12 protein-coding genes and 2 pseudogenes are annotated in these 11,982 nt (G+C 61.2%); 5 read left to right on the forward strand and 9 right to left on the reverse strand.

Annotated elements, in window-relative coordinates:
• Positions 1–36: 36 nt before the first annotated feature.
• Positions 37–669, reverse strand: a complete 633-nt coding sequence (locus tag M728_RS25885) for a TetR/AcrR family transcriptional regulator (RefSeq protein WP_051440943.1) — start codon at positions 667–669, stop codon at positions 37–39.
• A 105-nt stretch (positions 670–774) separates the two neighbouring features.
• On the opposite strand from M728_RS25885, the gene M728_RS25890 reads away from it, so the two are divergent.
• Positions 775–1,209, forward strand: coding sequence for an ABA4-like family protein (locus tag M728_RS25890; RefSeq protein ID WP_026621548.1), 435 nt, complete (start codon positions 775–777; stop codon positions 1,207–1,209).
• Positions 1,210–1,212: 3 nt separating this feature from the next.
• The gene (locus M728_RS25895; protein WP_026621547.1) at positions 1,213–2,058 is read left to right on the forward strand and encodes a hypothetical protein; all 846 of its coding nucleotides are present in this window, start codon (positions 1,213–1,215) and stop codon (positions 2,056–2,058) included.
• A 346-nt stretch (positions 2,059–2,404) separates the two neighbouring features.
• Here the strand turns inward: M728_RS25895 and M728_RS25900 are convergent, their stop codons facing one another.
• On the reverse strand, positions 2,405–2,638 hold the full coding sequence (locus M728_RS25900) for a transposase (RefSeq protein WP_370906537.1): 234 nt from the start codon (positions 2,636–2,638) through the stop codon (positions 2,405–2,407).
• Here M728_RS25900 and M728_RS25905 point away from each other — a divergent pair.
• Positions 2,546–2,749: a hypothetical protein gene (locus M728_RS25905; RefSeq protein ID WP_026621545.1), complete on the forward strand. Its 204-nt coding sequence runs from the start codon at positions 2,546–2,548 to the stop codon at positions 2,747–2,749. The two genes, M728_RS25900 and M728_RS25905, sit on opposite strands and share 93 nt — an antisense overlap.
• Positions 2,750–2,791: 42 nt before the next feature.
• Here M728_RS25905 and M728_RS25910 read toward each other — a convergent pair whose 3' ends face one another.
• The 7 genes and pseudogenes from M728_RS25910 to M728_RS25940 all read right to left on the reverse strand — a co-directional run bounded on the left by M728_RS25910 (position 2,792) and on the right by M728_RS25940 (position 9,844).
• Entirely contained in the window at positions 2,792–3,496 is a 705-nt protein-coding gene (locus M728_RS25910) for a class I SAM-dependent methyltransferase (protein WP_370906519.1), read from the reverse strand.
• Between the two features lie 392 nt (positions 3,497–3,888).
• Positions 3,889–5,427, reverse strand: a complete 1,539-nt coding sequence (locus tag M728_RS25915; RefSeq protein WP_245269833.1) for an adenylate/guanylate cyclase domain-containing protein — start codon at positions 5,425–5,427, stop codon at positions 3,889–3,891.
• A gap of 325 nt (positions 5,428–5,752) precedes the next feature.
• A pseudogene (locus M728_RS25920) lies at positions 5,753–6,511 on the reverse strand (IS5 family transposase).
• 312 nt (positions 6,512–6,823) lie between these two features.
• A complete protein-coding gene (locus M728_RS25925) occupies positions 6,824–7,780 on the reverse strand; it encodes an MBL fold metallo-hydrolase (RefSeq protein ID WP_084044690.1) in 957 nt (318 codons plus the stop codon).
• Positions 7,781–7,810: 30 nt separating this feature from the next.
• Positions 7,811–8,200, reverse strand: coding sequence for a cupin domain-containing protein (locus M728_RS25930; RefSeq protein ID WP_026622961.1), 390 nt, complete (start codon positions 8,198–8,200; stop codon positions 7,811–7,813).
• Positions 8,201–8,264: 64 nt separating this feature from the next.
• Positions 8,265–8,778: pseudogene (locus M728_RS25935) on the reverse strand (SDR family oxidoreductase).
• Positions 8,779–8,896: 118 nt separating this feature from the next.
• A complete protein-coding gene (locus M728_RS25940) occupies positions 8,897–9,844 on the reverse strand; it encodes an alpha/beta hydrolase (RefSeq protein ID WP_051441067.1) in 948 nt (315 codons plus the stop codon).
• Positions 9,845–10,542: 698 nt separating this feature from the next.
• Between M728_RS25940 and M728_RS25945 the strand changes: the two genes are divergently transcribed.
• Positions 10,543–10,851, forward strand: a complete 309-nt coding sequence (locus M728_RS25945) for a DUF5132 domain-containing protein (RefSeq protein WP_051441066.1) — start codon at positions 10,543–10,545, stop codon at positions 10,849–10,851.
• 108 nt (positions 10,852–10,959) lie between these two features.
• Positions 10,960–11,334, forward strand: coding sequence for a hypothetical protein (locus M728_RS25950; protein ID WP_156943574.1), 375 nt, complete (start codon positions 10,960–10,962; stop codon positions 11,332–11,334).
• Positions 11,335–11,982 lie beyond the last annotated feature (648 nt).

Genomic DNA, 11,982 nt, shown 5'->3' on the forward strand with positions numbered 1-11,982 from the left:
CAGAGATGATCGCCTTCGGGCGCTTTTTCTCTCGAGTTAGCGGCCGGAGACTCGCCGTCGGCCTTCTCGACCCCCGAAGATCAGTTCGGCGATATCCAGGGGTTTGTCGGGCTGCGGGCAATCGGGATTGTCGGTGTCGGGCAGCTTTTGGTCGATCGTCAGATGCGCCTGACCGTGGACCTGCGACCACACCAAGTTTTCGAGCGCGCGGCGCTCGGCGTCGGTACGGAGCCCCATGAACTCAGCCGCCGGCGCGCAGATTTCCACCAGCTGTTGATGGCCGCACCGCGCCTGTTCCAGCAGCACCGGATCGTTCCAGTCGAGCAGGTTGGACGTGAACATCAGCCGGAACAGGCCTGGATGCGTCCGCGCATAGGCAAGATATCCGCGTGCCGCGGCGCGTAGCTGCTCCACCGGGATATCGGGCGAAGATGCTCGCTCTTCGGCCATCGATCGGGCGAACAGCTCGAAACCCCTGGTTGCCATGGCATTCATCAGATGTCGCAGGGTCGGGAAGTGATGCTCGGGCGCCGCGTGCGAGACGCCGACGCGTGCCGCCACCTTTCTGAGTGACAGGCCCTCCAGCCCGTTTTCCTCCACGAGCATTAGTGCGGCAGTGAGCAGCGCATTCCGGAGATCGCCGTGATGATAACTTTTCCCGTTCGCCATGTCGCTGCAATAGCCTGGAAGCGGCGGTGAGTCAAAAGAATCTTGACAGTGACAAGATACCGCTTAATATTCAATCCTGACACTGTCAAGATTGAGGTCCCGATCATGAACTTCGACCAGGCATTTTCTATCGCAAATACCGCCGCGCTGGCAGGCTGGTTCGCACTTCTCCTGCTGCCCCGCTGGCCCGCGCTGGTCGCGGTCCTCCGTTACGGCCTGATAGGCGGGCTGTCCGTCGCCTACACGGTGCTGATCATGCTGTTCTTTTTCCGCGTCGAGGGCGGCGGCTTCAATTCGATCGCGGAGGTGCGCGCGCTCTTCATGTCGGATGGTGGCCTGCTCGCGGGCTGGATCCACTATCTCGCTTTCGATCTTTTCATCGGCATGCGGATCGCGCTGGAAGCCGACAGGCTCGGCATGGGCCGGCTGCTGCAGGCGCCGATCCTCGTCGCGACCTTCATGTTCGGGCCGATCGGACTTCTGATGTATTTCGCGAGCCGCGCCGCCGTATGGGCATCCCTTTTCACCGCAAGGACCTGACCCATGGCCGTCATGCAAATGGACATCGCTCGCTACCAGACACGTGAAACGACGGATGCACTGGCAGATCAGGCCCGCAAGCTGCTCCTGATCGCGATCGGCATCCAAATCGCCTTCCTGATCCCCAGCCTTTTGGCCTATCTGCTCGACGAACGTCTGCTGAATGGCGTCGGCGTCTGGAGCAAGCCGATCAAATTTCAGACCTCGATCGCGATTACGGTGGGAACCCTCATTCTCCTGCTCCCGCTTCTCGATGAGGCAGTCCGGGCGACGCGCGTGGTGCGCTGGTCCGCCCAAGCCATCGCGATCGCGGGCACGCTGGAGATTGTCTATATCGTGCTGCAGGCGGCGCGCGCCCGTGCCTCGCATTTCAACAACGACACGCCGCTCGAGATGATGCTTTATAGCGTGATGGGCGTGGGCGCGGTGACCATCGTCGTTGGCTGTTTCGTGTTCGGCTGGATGATCTGGCGCCACGGCCGCCGCGACATGGGGGAAGGCCTGCGGTTCGGCGCTACCTGGGGCCTGATGATCGGCGCGGTCCTGACCGTCATCACGGCGGGTCTGTTGTCGAGCGGCGCGCTTGCCGAGCCCGGTCACTGGGTCGGCGGCGTCAGGAGCGACGCAGACGGCCTGTTCCTCGTCGGCTGGTCGCGGACGGGCGGCGACCTCAGGGTCCCGCATTTCTTCGCCACCCACATTATGCAGGCGCTGCCGCTGCTGGGATTGCTGCTCGACCGCTGGGCGCCGGACAAGGCTCGCGCGGGCATATGGATCGGCGCTGCCGCAAGTGTGTTGGTCGTGGCCGCGACCTTCGCTCAGGCGGCGATGGGCAAGCCCTTTCTTTGACGCCGAGTTCGGCGGATCTTCTCAAACCAGTGAAGCGGCGAATAGAAGAGCGCCGAGATGAGTGCCGCTGTTGGCAGCATGATGAGCCATGCGATCAGGCTATTGCTCGCCAGCCCACAGGTCGCCACGAAAAGCGGGACCACGATATTACCGGAAAGGGACGCGGTATACCAGCAGGGCATCCATTCGGCAGCCAGGTTAGCGCACACCGCGTCGGCGACTCGGGAGAAGGCCTCTCGAAACGAGTGCCACCTTGGTACAGCAATCTCATAATTAAATGCCAAGCGACACCGTTCAAGGCGAGGGATGCATAGTCGACGGTCACGTCGGCCTTGGATCGATCGTCTCAGGTGGGTGGGAACAAGAAGTCCAACGCAAAGGCGTGAAACGACCCCTTTTTACGACAACAGCGGTCATTGCAGCGGCTGGGCAGGCTGCGAGTTGATCGAGAACGGAAGCATCTCAAGCCGAACGCCGCGAGGAGGGCATGGTCCAGAGCATCACGACGCCAGGCGAAGAGCTGCGACGGACGAAGGCCGATCCGATGGGCGATCGCCGACACGCTCGCGCCGGGCTCCAGCGCCTCCGCCACCACCTGCGCCTTGAACTCATCCGAGCAACGCCGGCGAAGTTGCCGTGGCGCACCCTCGAGGCGCTCGGCCTAGCGAGCGAGATTGTGCCTCGCTGCTAAAGAGGCCCTCATAATCCGGCTGCATTGGGATTGGTTCGTTTGCTAATCCGCCGCGCCCTGAGCAGCAGGCTTTTTCACGACCACAATGTAGTTCTTCGGGTATCCTGCCGCCGTGTACCTGTGCCTTGCGTCGAGCCTATAGAACAGCGCCGCCAGGACCCTCAGAATGGGCTTGCCCGCGATGAGGATCGGCGACGCAATCCAGCCGCGGACGCCGCCGCCCAAATCATGCGGTCTGGTAGGCAGGTATCTTGAGGCGCGTTCCATTTGATATGCAACTGTGCCCAGATATCCCTCCAGCCAACAAATGCTGACGATCTCAAATCCGGCTTTGGCCATAAGGTGACGCCAGGCGTATTGAGTGTAGCGGAAGAAGTCATAAGGCTGCTCGTGCTCTTCGTAGAAGAGTGGCGCCGAGCAGATCATGCTCCCGCCCGGTTTCAGTACCCGGTGCAATTCAGCGAGAGCGGCAAGAGGGTCGCTCAGATGTTCGAGCACTTGGTTTAGCGCCACAGCGTCGAACCGCCCGTCCTCCACAGGAATGGAAACCAGATCGCATACATACGTTGATTTGGCATATGGCTTGTCAACCTTCTCGAAATCCGCGGCCTCATATCGGCAATGGTCAAACAAGTGCCTATAGGGTTGACTACCTGCTCCAGCGTCCAAAACCAGCGAGCCGGCGGGCAAGGAACGGGCGAACGCGCTATTCTCTCGGAGAAGCCATTCCCGCGAAGAGTTGATCATCCACACACTCCAATACCAGTCATTGCGAATTGCGGTGCAACATACCCGTTCACTGCGTCTTCAGAAGGGTGGAACCCCGCCCAATGGGAGGCTGGAATGACCTGTTTGCTGCGGAGAGCGGCCAGAGAGATTGATCCTCAGGCCGGCAACCCGGCGCGACGCAAGCCTTCACGCAATCGTTCCACGTCCTCCTCCCGTCGCAAATACGAGACATCCACGAGCCAGTTCACGTATTCGCTTGGACCTGCCGACGGGTCGCCACGCCAGTAGCTACGGACGGACTGTACGAATGTTTCGGCGCACCGGCGCGCCTCCTCCAGGCGGCCCAGATGACCATAGGCCGCTGCCCGCCAAGCCATGTCCCGTGGGTGGCGAGCAGGCGCGTCGAGGGTTCACTGCTCCAGGAGAGTAGCCACCTCTTCGTAGCGACCGAGTTGGAAGAGAATGCGCGAGAAATAATAGTTGTACCAGCCTGGGTGACGCGGATTGAGCCTGAAGGCGATCTCGGCTGCAGGCAGGGCTCGCTCTGGCTTTCCCATACATCCCTGGACCCAGGCCCAGGTGATCTGGATTATCGCGTCGTTCGGGTTCATCGCCCTAGCCAGATTCAGATGCCGTTCGGCGCGCTCAAACTGGCGCCAGGTCAGACACATAAACCCGAGCGTGGAGTGCACCCTCGGGTCGTTTGGGTCGAGCGTCAGCGCCTGTTCGGCCATGCGCAGCGCTGTGACCCGGTTCTCGTCCTTCTCATGGGACACCCCGACGCCGCCATCGATAGCGCGGTTGGGGTAAACGTAGGCAAGGCCGGTATAAGCTCGGGCAAAGCCGGGGTCGATCTGAATGGCCTGCTCGAACAGCGCCTGCACTTTCACCTGGGCTTCGGGTGTGAACGTATCGGAGAGACGCAGGCCCTGAAGAAACAGATCATAGGCGCGGATGTCCTCCGGCGGACGCCGCCGGGCAGCTACCTCGCTCTCGTCGAAGATGCGTTGGGCAACAGTTGCGACGATCTGTTGGGCGATCTCCTCCTGGACATCGAACACGTCCTCAAGAGCCCGATCATATCGCTCCGTCCAGAGATGAGCTCCGGTCACCGCATCCACGAGCTGGGTCGTTATGCGAACCCGGTTCGCCGCCCGGCGCACACTGCCCTCGACCACGTATGCCGCGCCGAGTGTGCGGCCGACTTCGCGCACGTCGACGCTTTGCCCACGGCATGAGAATGAAGAGTTGCGAGCGATCACCAAGAGTTCGCGGAAGCGCGAGAGCTCAGTGATGATGTCTTCGGTGATGCCGTCGCTGAAATAGACCTGCTCGGCGTCGCCGCTCATGTTCTCGAACGGTAGAACGGCGACCGCAGTTTTGGCGGACAGCTGCGCATTACCAACTGAGCTGGACGGAGTGCGGTCGAGAGCCAGCCTGTACGTCCTGACGGGCCGCCGGATGTTCTTGAGGCACTGTTCGCCTGCGAACTCAAAATGGTAGTCCAGCTTGCCTTGCAGATGATCATACACTGTCCCGGATATCAGCACGCTCCCAGGCGGACAGATATGCTCCAGCCGAGCTGCCACATTAACGCCGTCCCCCAGCAGATCGTCGCCATCGACCACAACGTCGCCCAGGTTGATGCCGATACGTACGATAATCCGGCGCTCAGCCGGTATTTCCGCCTGCCGGTCAGGCAGCTGCTTCTGAACTTCAGCGGCGCAGGCAACTGCATCGACGACGGAAGCGAACTCGGCGATCAGGCCGTCGCCGGTCAGCTTGACGAGACGGCCATGGTGCTCCGCCAGCAAGGGCTCGAACAAGGCTCGACGCAGATCTTTGATCGCCGCGAGCGTTGCTGTCTCGTCCAGCTCTACAAGGCGCGAGTAGCCAACCACATCGGCAACGAAGATTGCCGCCAGTCTGCGTTCTTCGTGGGGTAACATCACCTCTGTCCCTGGCGCTGCCCGGTATCCACGGCCACACACTCCGAACCAGAGAAGAATAGCTTAGTGCCGCCTCCGCGACCATCTCCCAATTCGCGATGGACCGGTTCTGGGAGTGTCTGCTACTCGAGCATTACTCCCCGATCACATCTCGTCGAGGAATGTCGTAGAAGGGTGGACAGCGGAAGTCCGTTGCACTCACTGACTATGTCGGCAACGCCGGCTAAGCGGCCATCAAGGAGCGTGCCACGGCTCCCTCAATGGTCGATCAGAGGGTTGCGGCCGAAAAGCAAGATGGCGTGGGATACCCTAGGCTCAGGACTCATTAATTGAGATAGAAGCAGCATGTTGCGGCGATGAGGATTGCGGAGAAGAAGGTGTGGGCGCATCGGTCGTATCGGGTTGCGATGCGTCTCCAGTCCTTGATCGCTGCCGAACATGTTTTCGATCCGGTATCGTTGTTTGTAGAGCACCGCGTCGTATTCGATGGGTTGCCGGCGGTTTCGTTTGGGCGGGATGCATGGGGAAATTCCCTTTTCCTTCAGCTCATTGCGAAACCAGTCGGCATCATAGCCGCGATCGGCCAGCAGCTCTTTGGCCTGCGGCAGGCGTTCGATGAGAGCACGTGCGCCCTTGAAGTCGCTGGCCTGCCCTTCGGTGAGCAGCAGCAGTAAAGGACGGCCAAGCCCGTCGGTAACGGCGTGAAGCTTGGAGTTCAGGCCGCCTTTGGTACGTCCGATACAGCGGGAAAGAGCCCCTTTTTAAGCAGGCTGGCTGCGGTTCGATGGGCTTTGAGATGGGTGGCATCGATCATCAGCCGGTCGCGCGTTCCCGCCTTGCCGGCGAGCGCTTCGAAGATACGGTTGAACACACCCATGCGGCTCCAGCGGATGAAGCGGTTGTAGAGGGTTTTGTGCGGGCCGTATGCCTGCGGCGCGTCTTTCCACTGAAGCCCATGTTTTATAACGTAAATGATCCCGCTGACGACCTTCAGGTCATCGGCCCTTTCGACGCCGTGGGCGAGCGGGAAATAAGGCCGGATCCGCCCGAACTGCGACGGCGTTAGCAAAAACAAATCACTCATGGCAGCACCTCCTGCCATGTTGAATCAGAATCCGACCGAAAGCGGAAGTCCGTTAATCAATAGGTCCTGAGCCTAGATACCGACCATGACGCGGCGCTTGACATGCGGGATCGATCAGGAGCAGAGCCCCTACATATGCATGCTGCCGGAGCACAAGCTGGTGCGGCGCGGGCGAGAGATGATCGACCTGCTCGCGGGTGGAGGAGCCGAAACCGAAGCCGGCGAAGATACGGGCGGTGTCGTACGAGGCAGCGATCGTCCGGGTGTTCAAACGCATACGGTCGTCTCGTCCGGCCCTGACCCAACAAGCGGTCAGTACTCCCAGGGGCCCGGTACACAACGAAAGACGTCGCCGTCGGACGCCACATGGCAGACGGACGGGAACGACAGGTGCGTGGCCACCAGCGACTCGCGGTTCGCCGCCAGCTCCCGCAAAAGACGGACCCGAACGCGAGCCGCCTCCTCTGGGTCGTGTTCGAAGCCGTTGTACCAGTCGGGGTGCTCGAACCCGACCTGGAACACGGCGTCGCCGGCAAATGTCAGCCGATTGCCGCCGGACGCCAGGCGGACCACGCTGTGCCCGGGGGTGTGGCCGCCGGTGCGTTGGACGACCACCCCCGGCGCCACCTCGTACTCGTCCTCGAACTTCCGCAGCCGGCTGTGGTACTCTTGCAAGAACCGCTTGCCCGTCCGCCGAAGCGCGTCAGGGAACCCCGGCGGCATGGAGACGCGGGAGAAATCGGGCGACTCCCAGAACTCGGCCTCGGCGGTCGCCACGTGGATCCGCAGGTCCGGACGCAGCCGGTCCTTCATCCCGTCGACGAGCAGCCCGCCAATGTGGTCCATGTGCATGTGGGTGAGCACCACATCGGTCACGGATGCGGGATCGATGCCGCCGGTCTCCAGTCGCTGGGCCAGCTTCCCGGCGCGCGGCAAGTCGGGGAACTCCATCCCTATCCCGGCGTCGATGAGTATGGTCCGGCCACCGCTGCGCACCACGACCGCGTTCAGCGCCCACTCGAGCACGTCCGGCGGCAGGAACATCTCCTCCAGCCAAGCCGCCCGAACAGTCGGGTCGACGTTGTGGCCCAACATCGCGCCTGGCAGCGATAGCACCCCATCGCTGACCACCATTACGTCAATCTCGCCGACCCGCAGCGCGTAGCGCGACGGAACCAACTCGGAATCCGGTCTACCGTGGGTGTACCTCGCGTGCACCTTGTCGGCGCAGTGCTTGACCGAAGGGTGTGAGATGTTGCCCAAGCTCATGTCTGCCTCCTGCTGTGGTTGCCGTAACAGTCACTGTGCGGGCACGAGCGCCGGGGCGCCCTTGTCCTTGATCAAGAGCACCAGGAATTTCGCCGGCTGGGTGCCGCTTGCGTTCCTGTCGACGAGATGAACATCATCAGGGCCTTCATAGAAGGATTGTCCTGGTGTCAGGGTGACCTCTTGTCCGCCCTTCAGCTGCATCACGACGGAGCCCTCCAGCACGTAAACAAACGCATGGGCATGGTGTCGGTGGATAGCGCTCGACCCGCCGGGCGCATGCTCGACTGTGATCAGCAGAGCTTCCCTGCCGGGATTCTCCGGAAGATCCTTAGACATGAGTGGCGTGACCTTAGGCTCCTGAGCCACCGCCGTGCCGATCATGAGGCACAGAAGAACCAACGCGACGAGTTTGATCGTCATAGTCGCCTCTTTCGTTCGTTGCCCGGGCCCACTCGGACAGACTGGGCGTATCTCCGATGCGAAATCAGGCTGCTGCCTGTGAACGGCGGAGCCATTCGTCAAAACCGATGCGGCCGAGGCGCGCCTCTCCCAACGGCACGAGCGAGTGCTCCTCGACCCGGCTGCCGAAGTATCCGGCCTTGGGATCGCTCACGACCTCACGCGGGTCGCCGACCGCCTTTAGATAGCGGGCGACGATTTCGTTGAACGGCGCTCGTTCCGGCCCGGCGATCTCGACGATGCCGCTTCGCGGCGCCGAGCGCGACATGGTGCCGGACGTTCGCTGCGGCCTCCGCCGCGAGAAGGTTGCGGCCGGAGGTCTCGAAGAATTGAAGCACCGCCTTGTCTTCAAATGAGGGCGAATTGGCGAGGTCGATCACGACCTGCGCGCCGGCCAGGGCCTCTATGAGGCCCTCGCCGGTGATGGTGTTGACGCCGCTGTTGGGCGAGGCGGCGACGACTTCGTGGCCGCCCTGGCGCAGAATGGCGACGGTCTTCGAGCCAATCAGGCCGGTGCCGCCGATGACGACGATCTTCATGGTTTATCCTCGCTTGTCTACGATGGTCGGTATGTTCGCCGGCCGTTGCGCTTCCGCTATCAGCGGCGATGCCGCTCGGGATGCCGGGCGGCTGGTTGTTGCTCTGATTGGCCTCGCATCAGTCGGCGAAGACCTTGCGCAGATAATCTGACGCCTGATCGACGGCGCCACGCACCGGGGGCGTGCTCGCGATCGGGTTGAGCAGCATAAAGTCGTGAATCGTGCCATTGTAGCGGACCGACCTGACCGGAACGCCAGCGGCAGCGAGCTTGCGGCCATAGGCCTCGCCCTCGTCGCGCAGCACGTCGTTCTCGTCGACCAAGAGCAGCGTCTGCGGCAGGCCCTCGAGCTGCTCCGAGCTGGCGTTGATCGGCGAGACGTGAATGTCGGTGCGCTTGGAAACGTCGGGCAGATACTGATCCCAGAACCATTCCATCCCCTTCTTGGTCAGCCACGGACCCTCGGCAAACTCCCTGTAGGAGCCGGTTGACATTGAGGCGTCAGTGACCGGATAGAAGAGAAGCTGTGCCTTCACGTCAGGGCCGTTGCGTTCTTTGGCGAGCAGCGCGACCACGGCCGTCATGTTACCGCCAACACTATCGCCTGCGATCGCAATTCGGCTGGCAACCGCGCCGAACTCGTCGGGATGCTCGGCGACATACTTGAGCACTGCATAACTTTCCTCGACCGCGACGGGATAGCGGCTCTCGGGCGAGCGATCATAGTCGACGAACACCACGACGGCGTTTGCTCCAATGGTCAGCTCGCGGACCAGCCGATCATGCGTCTCGCGGTCGCCCAGCACCCAGCCGCCGCCGTGGGTGTAGATCACCACGGGCAGCGGGCCTTTGGCGCTCTCCGGCCGATAGATCCGGATGTCGGTGCGACCCTTGGGGCCGACATTGAGGACACGATCCTCGCTGCGCGCGGGCGCGAGCTTTACCGGCACCGACTTCTGGGCGCCGGCGAGCACCTTGCGAGCCGCCTCGGGCGAGAGCGTGTAGATGGGCGGTGCGCCGGCAAGGCCGTCGATGAAGGCTTGTGTGGTAGGCTCGAGCTGACTCATTGAGGTTCCTCCGGTGTTATCCGACCGTCCTCAGCCCTTCGCGAAGCGCCTGCAATCGGCTTGCAAATGGTGCAGGTGATGCACCATTGAGCGATCCGATCATTTTTGTTTGGCTGTACCCGCCCCCGACAAACGCAATGACACGACTACGCAATGCTTGTGGATGTGATTTGCCCATGGCGTCCCTCCCGTCGAGGAAGCGAACCACAGCCAACCCGATTTGTGAATCTGGAATCCTGAAAATCGCGACGCGCTTTAGTGAACCATAGCACGTCGCGCGAACCTGCGGAATTCACGTTTGCGAAGGACTCTCAAAGCAGGCTGCAATGTCAGAATGTCGCCCTTCTTGTCGCCGACCGGAACGAGCAGGGAACACCATTTTCCAGACGTTCCTGGCACTTCTCCGAACCGGACTTTCGCGTTTCGCCCCGAGTCGACCCGATGCGAGCGGTTTCGGAGCGGCGACTGCTCTTGCGACCGTGGCTCTCACTACCAGCGCAGCTTTTCCCGGCAATTCCGAGATTGTTTATGACAGTTTGATGACAGAGAATGCTTCGTCCCTTCGCTCTGCCAAAGGAACGTTCAGCGGCCGCGTTCACCAGGTCCCAAACTCAATCCCTGATCGGTTCAAGATGAGATCTCGACCAGGGTCCGGCCGTGCTGGCGATGGGAACGCAACTGAGAAGGAGGCAATTTCAATGGCAATTCTCGAAGATGCATTCAAAGGCGGAAACGTCTTAACGGGCCTGGCGATCGGAGTGGGCGCTCTCGTTTTAGCGCCGGTCGTAACCCCATTGCTGCGTCCGGTTATCAAGACGGTTCTGAAGGCAGGTCTGGTTGCTTACGATCAAGCCCGAGTGGCTTATGCCGAGATGAACGAGAGAGCGTCCGACCTCGTCGCCGAATCGAGAGCGGAAATTGCTGGGAGTGGAACAGAAACGGCGGAAACTGGAGGCGGCCCGCGCCGTCCCGCCGAGAGGAAGACTGCAGCCACTTCCAGCAGCTAGTTTGATTAGGGAAGGCGAGAATACTTTCACGGCGAGGCAGGGCGCTTCTTGGCTCGCCGCCTGGCGCTGTGATATCGGGGCTAACGTGGCAGGCGGCAAGGAGGAGGCATGCAGCGCCAAAGAGAGGGAAGGGTGCCTTCGAGTGGGCCTTACTGGACCGAGCCGCTACCGATAGACCCGGGAGAGCTCAGCCCCTTGATCCAGTGCGCGATCGTTCAGCAAGCCGAACGCAGCGGTTTCGAAGGATATGTCCTGCAGCTATACGACGTGTTGGAGGCGGAAAAGCCTACCGGCATTTTCGAGATCGCCTTCAACCCGAAGACCGGTATGGCGTGCGCCATCTACGAGGCGGAGGCGCCGGTCGCGAAACATTCGGGACCGGTCGTGCTCTCGACAGAGCCGCTTTGGTTTGCAGCATCCGATCCCCAAAACGCGGCCGACGTCTTCTATGAGTTGCTGGTTGATCGTGCCGTCGATGCGTGACGCCGCCGCGCCCTGGCAGGATTGGGAGCGTGGTCCCTCGCGCGATGAATGCGACAGCTCGCCCTGCCGCTCCCGAGGAGATCTTAGTAAGATCTGGGAACCAGCCGGCGACCCGGCATGCTCAACGTGCTCTCGCATCTTCGCTAGAATTGTCTGCAATGCGGGACATTGGCGACCTTTCAAACCTTCAGGCGAACGACTGAAACGGGTCGATCCTTCCGGTTCGCATCCGTCGCAGAAGGGTGGAGAGCCGAAGTCCGACACGAACGCGCCGAACAGCCGGAATGCGCACTTTTTCTGACTTCGACGCCTGCGGGGTAGGACTCATTGATGGTATGGGTTGGCCGCTACGCCTGATCGCGCGCCCGACGTGGGGAATACCGGCGGGTCTGCAAGGGATGCTGTTCGGACCGAGGTTCAATCATGATCGACAACCGCCTCACCATCCTGAATGGGGTGATTACAAGATGTCGTTTGGCAGCTAATCATGAGAATGCGGCTGTTTCGCCTTAGTTTGGCAGGTAATTTGAGAATGGAGCTCAATCGAACTGTAACGAGAGATATATTCTATCGCATTGTTTCTATTCGATTTTTGCTTCTGCTTTCAAAAAAGTTGTGCGGTGGTGCGCCGGGCTGCCTTCTCAAATT

It is taken from the genome of Ensifer sp. WSM1721 (genome assembly GCF_000513895.2).
In the GTDB taxonomy this organism is placed as follows: Bacteria; Pseudomonadota; Alphaproteobacteria; order Rhizobiales; family Rhizobiaceae; genus Sinorhizobium.

Excerpts from the sequence above, each read along its gene's own strand:
- M728_RS25885 (WP_051440943.1), bottom strand. The coding sequence starts at position 669 with ATGGCGAACGGGAAAAGTTATCATCACGGCGATCTCCGGAATGCGCTG.
- M728_RS25890 (WP_026621548.1), top strand. The coding sequence starts at position 775 with ATGAACTTCGACCAGGCATTTTCTATCGCAAATACCGCCGCGCTGGCA.
- M728_RS25895 (WP_026621547.1), top strand. The coding sequence starts at position 1,213 with ATGGCCGTCATGCAAATGGACATCGCTCGCTACCAGACACGTGAAACG.
- M728_RS25905 (WP_026621545.1), top strand. The coding sequence starts at position 2,546 with ATGGTCCAGAGCATCACGACGCCAGGCGAAGAGCTGCGACGGACGAAG.
- M728_RS25910 (WP_370906519.1), bottom strand. The coding sequence starts at position 3,496 with ATGATCAACTCTTCGCGGGAATGGCTTCTCCGAGAGAATAGCGCGTTC.
- M728_RS25915 (WP_245269833.1), bottom strand. The coding sequence starts at position 5,427 with ATGTTACCCCACGAAGAACGCAGACTGGCGGCAATCTTCGTTGCCGAT.
- M728_RS25925 (WP_084044690.1), bottom strand. The coding sequence starts at position 7,780 with ATGAGCTTGGGCAACATCTCACACCCTTCGGTCAAGCACTGCGCCGAC.
- M728_RS25930 (WP_026622961.1), bottom strand. The coding sequence starts at position 8,200 with ATGACGATCAAACTCGTCGCGTTGGTTCTTCTGTGCCTCATGATCGGC.
- M728_RS25940 (WP_051441067.1), bottom strand. The coding sequence starts at position 9,844 with ATGAGTCAGCTCGAGCCTACCACACAAGCCTTCATCGACGGCCTTGCC.
- M728_RS25945 (WP_051441066.1), top strand. The coding sequence starts at position 10,543 with ATGGCAATTCTCGAAGATGCATTCAAAGGCGGAAACGTCTTAACGGGC.
- M728_RS25950 (WP_156943574.1), top strand. The coding sequence starts at position 10,960 with ATGCAGCGCCAAAGAGAGGGAAGGGTGCCTTCGAGTGGGCCTTACTGG.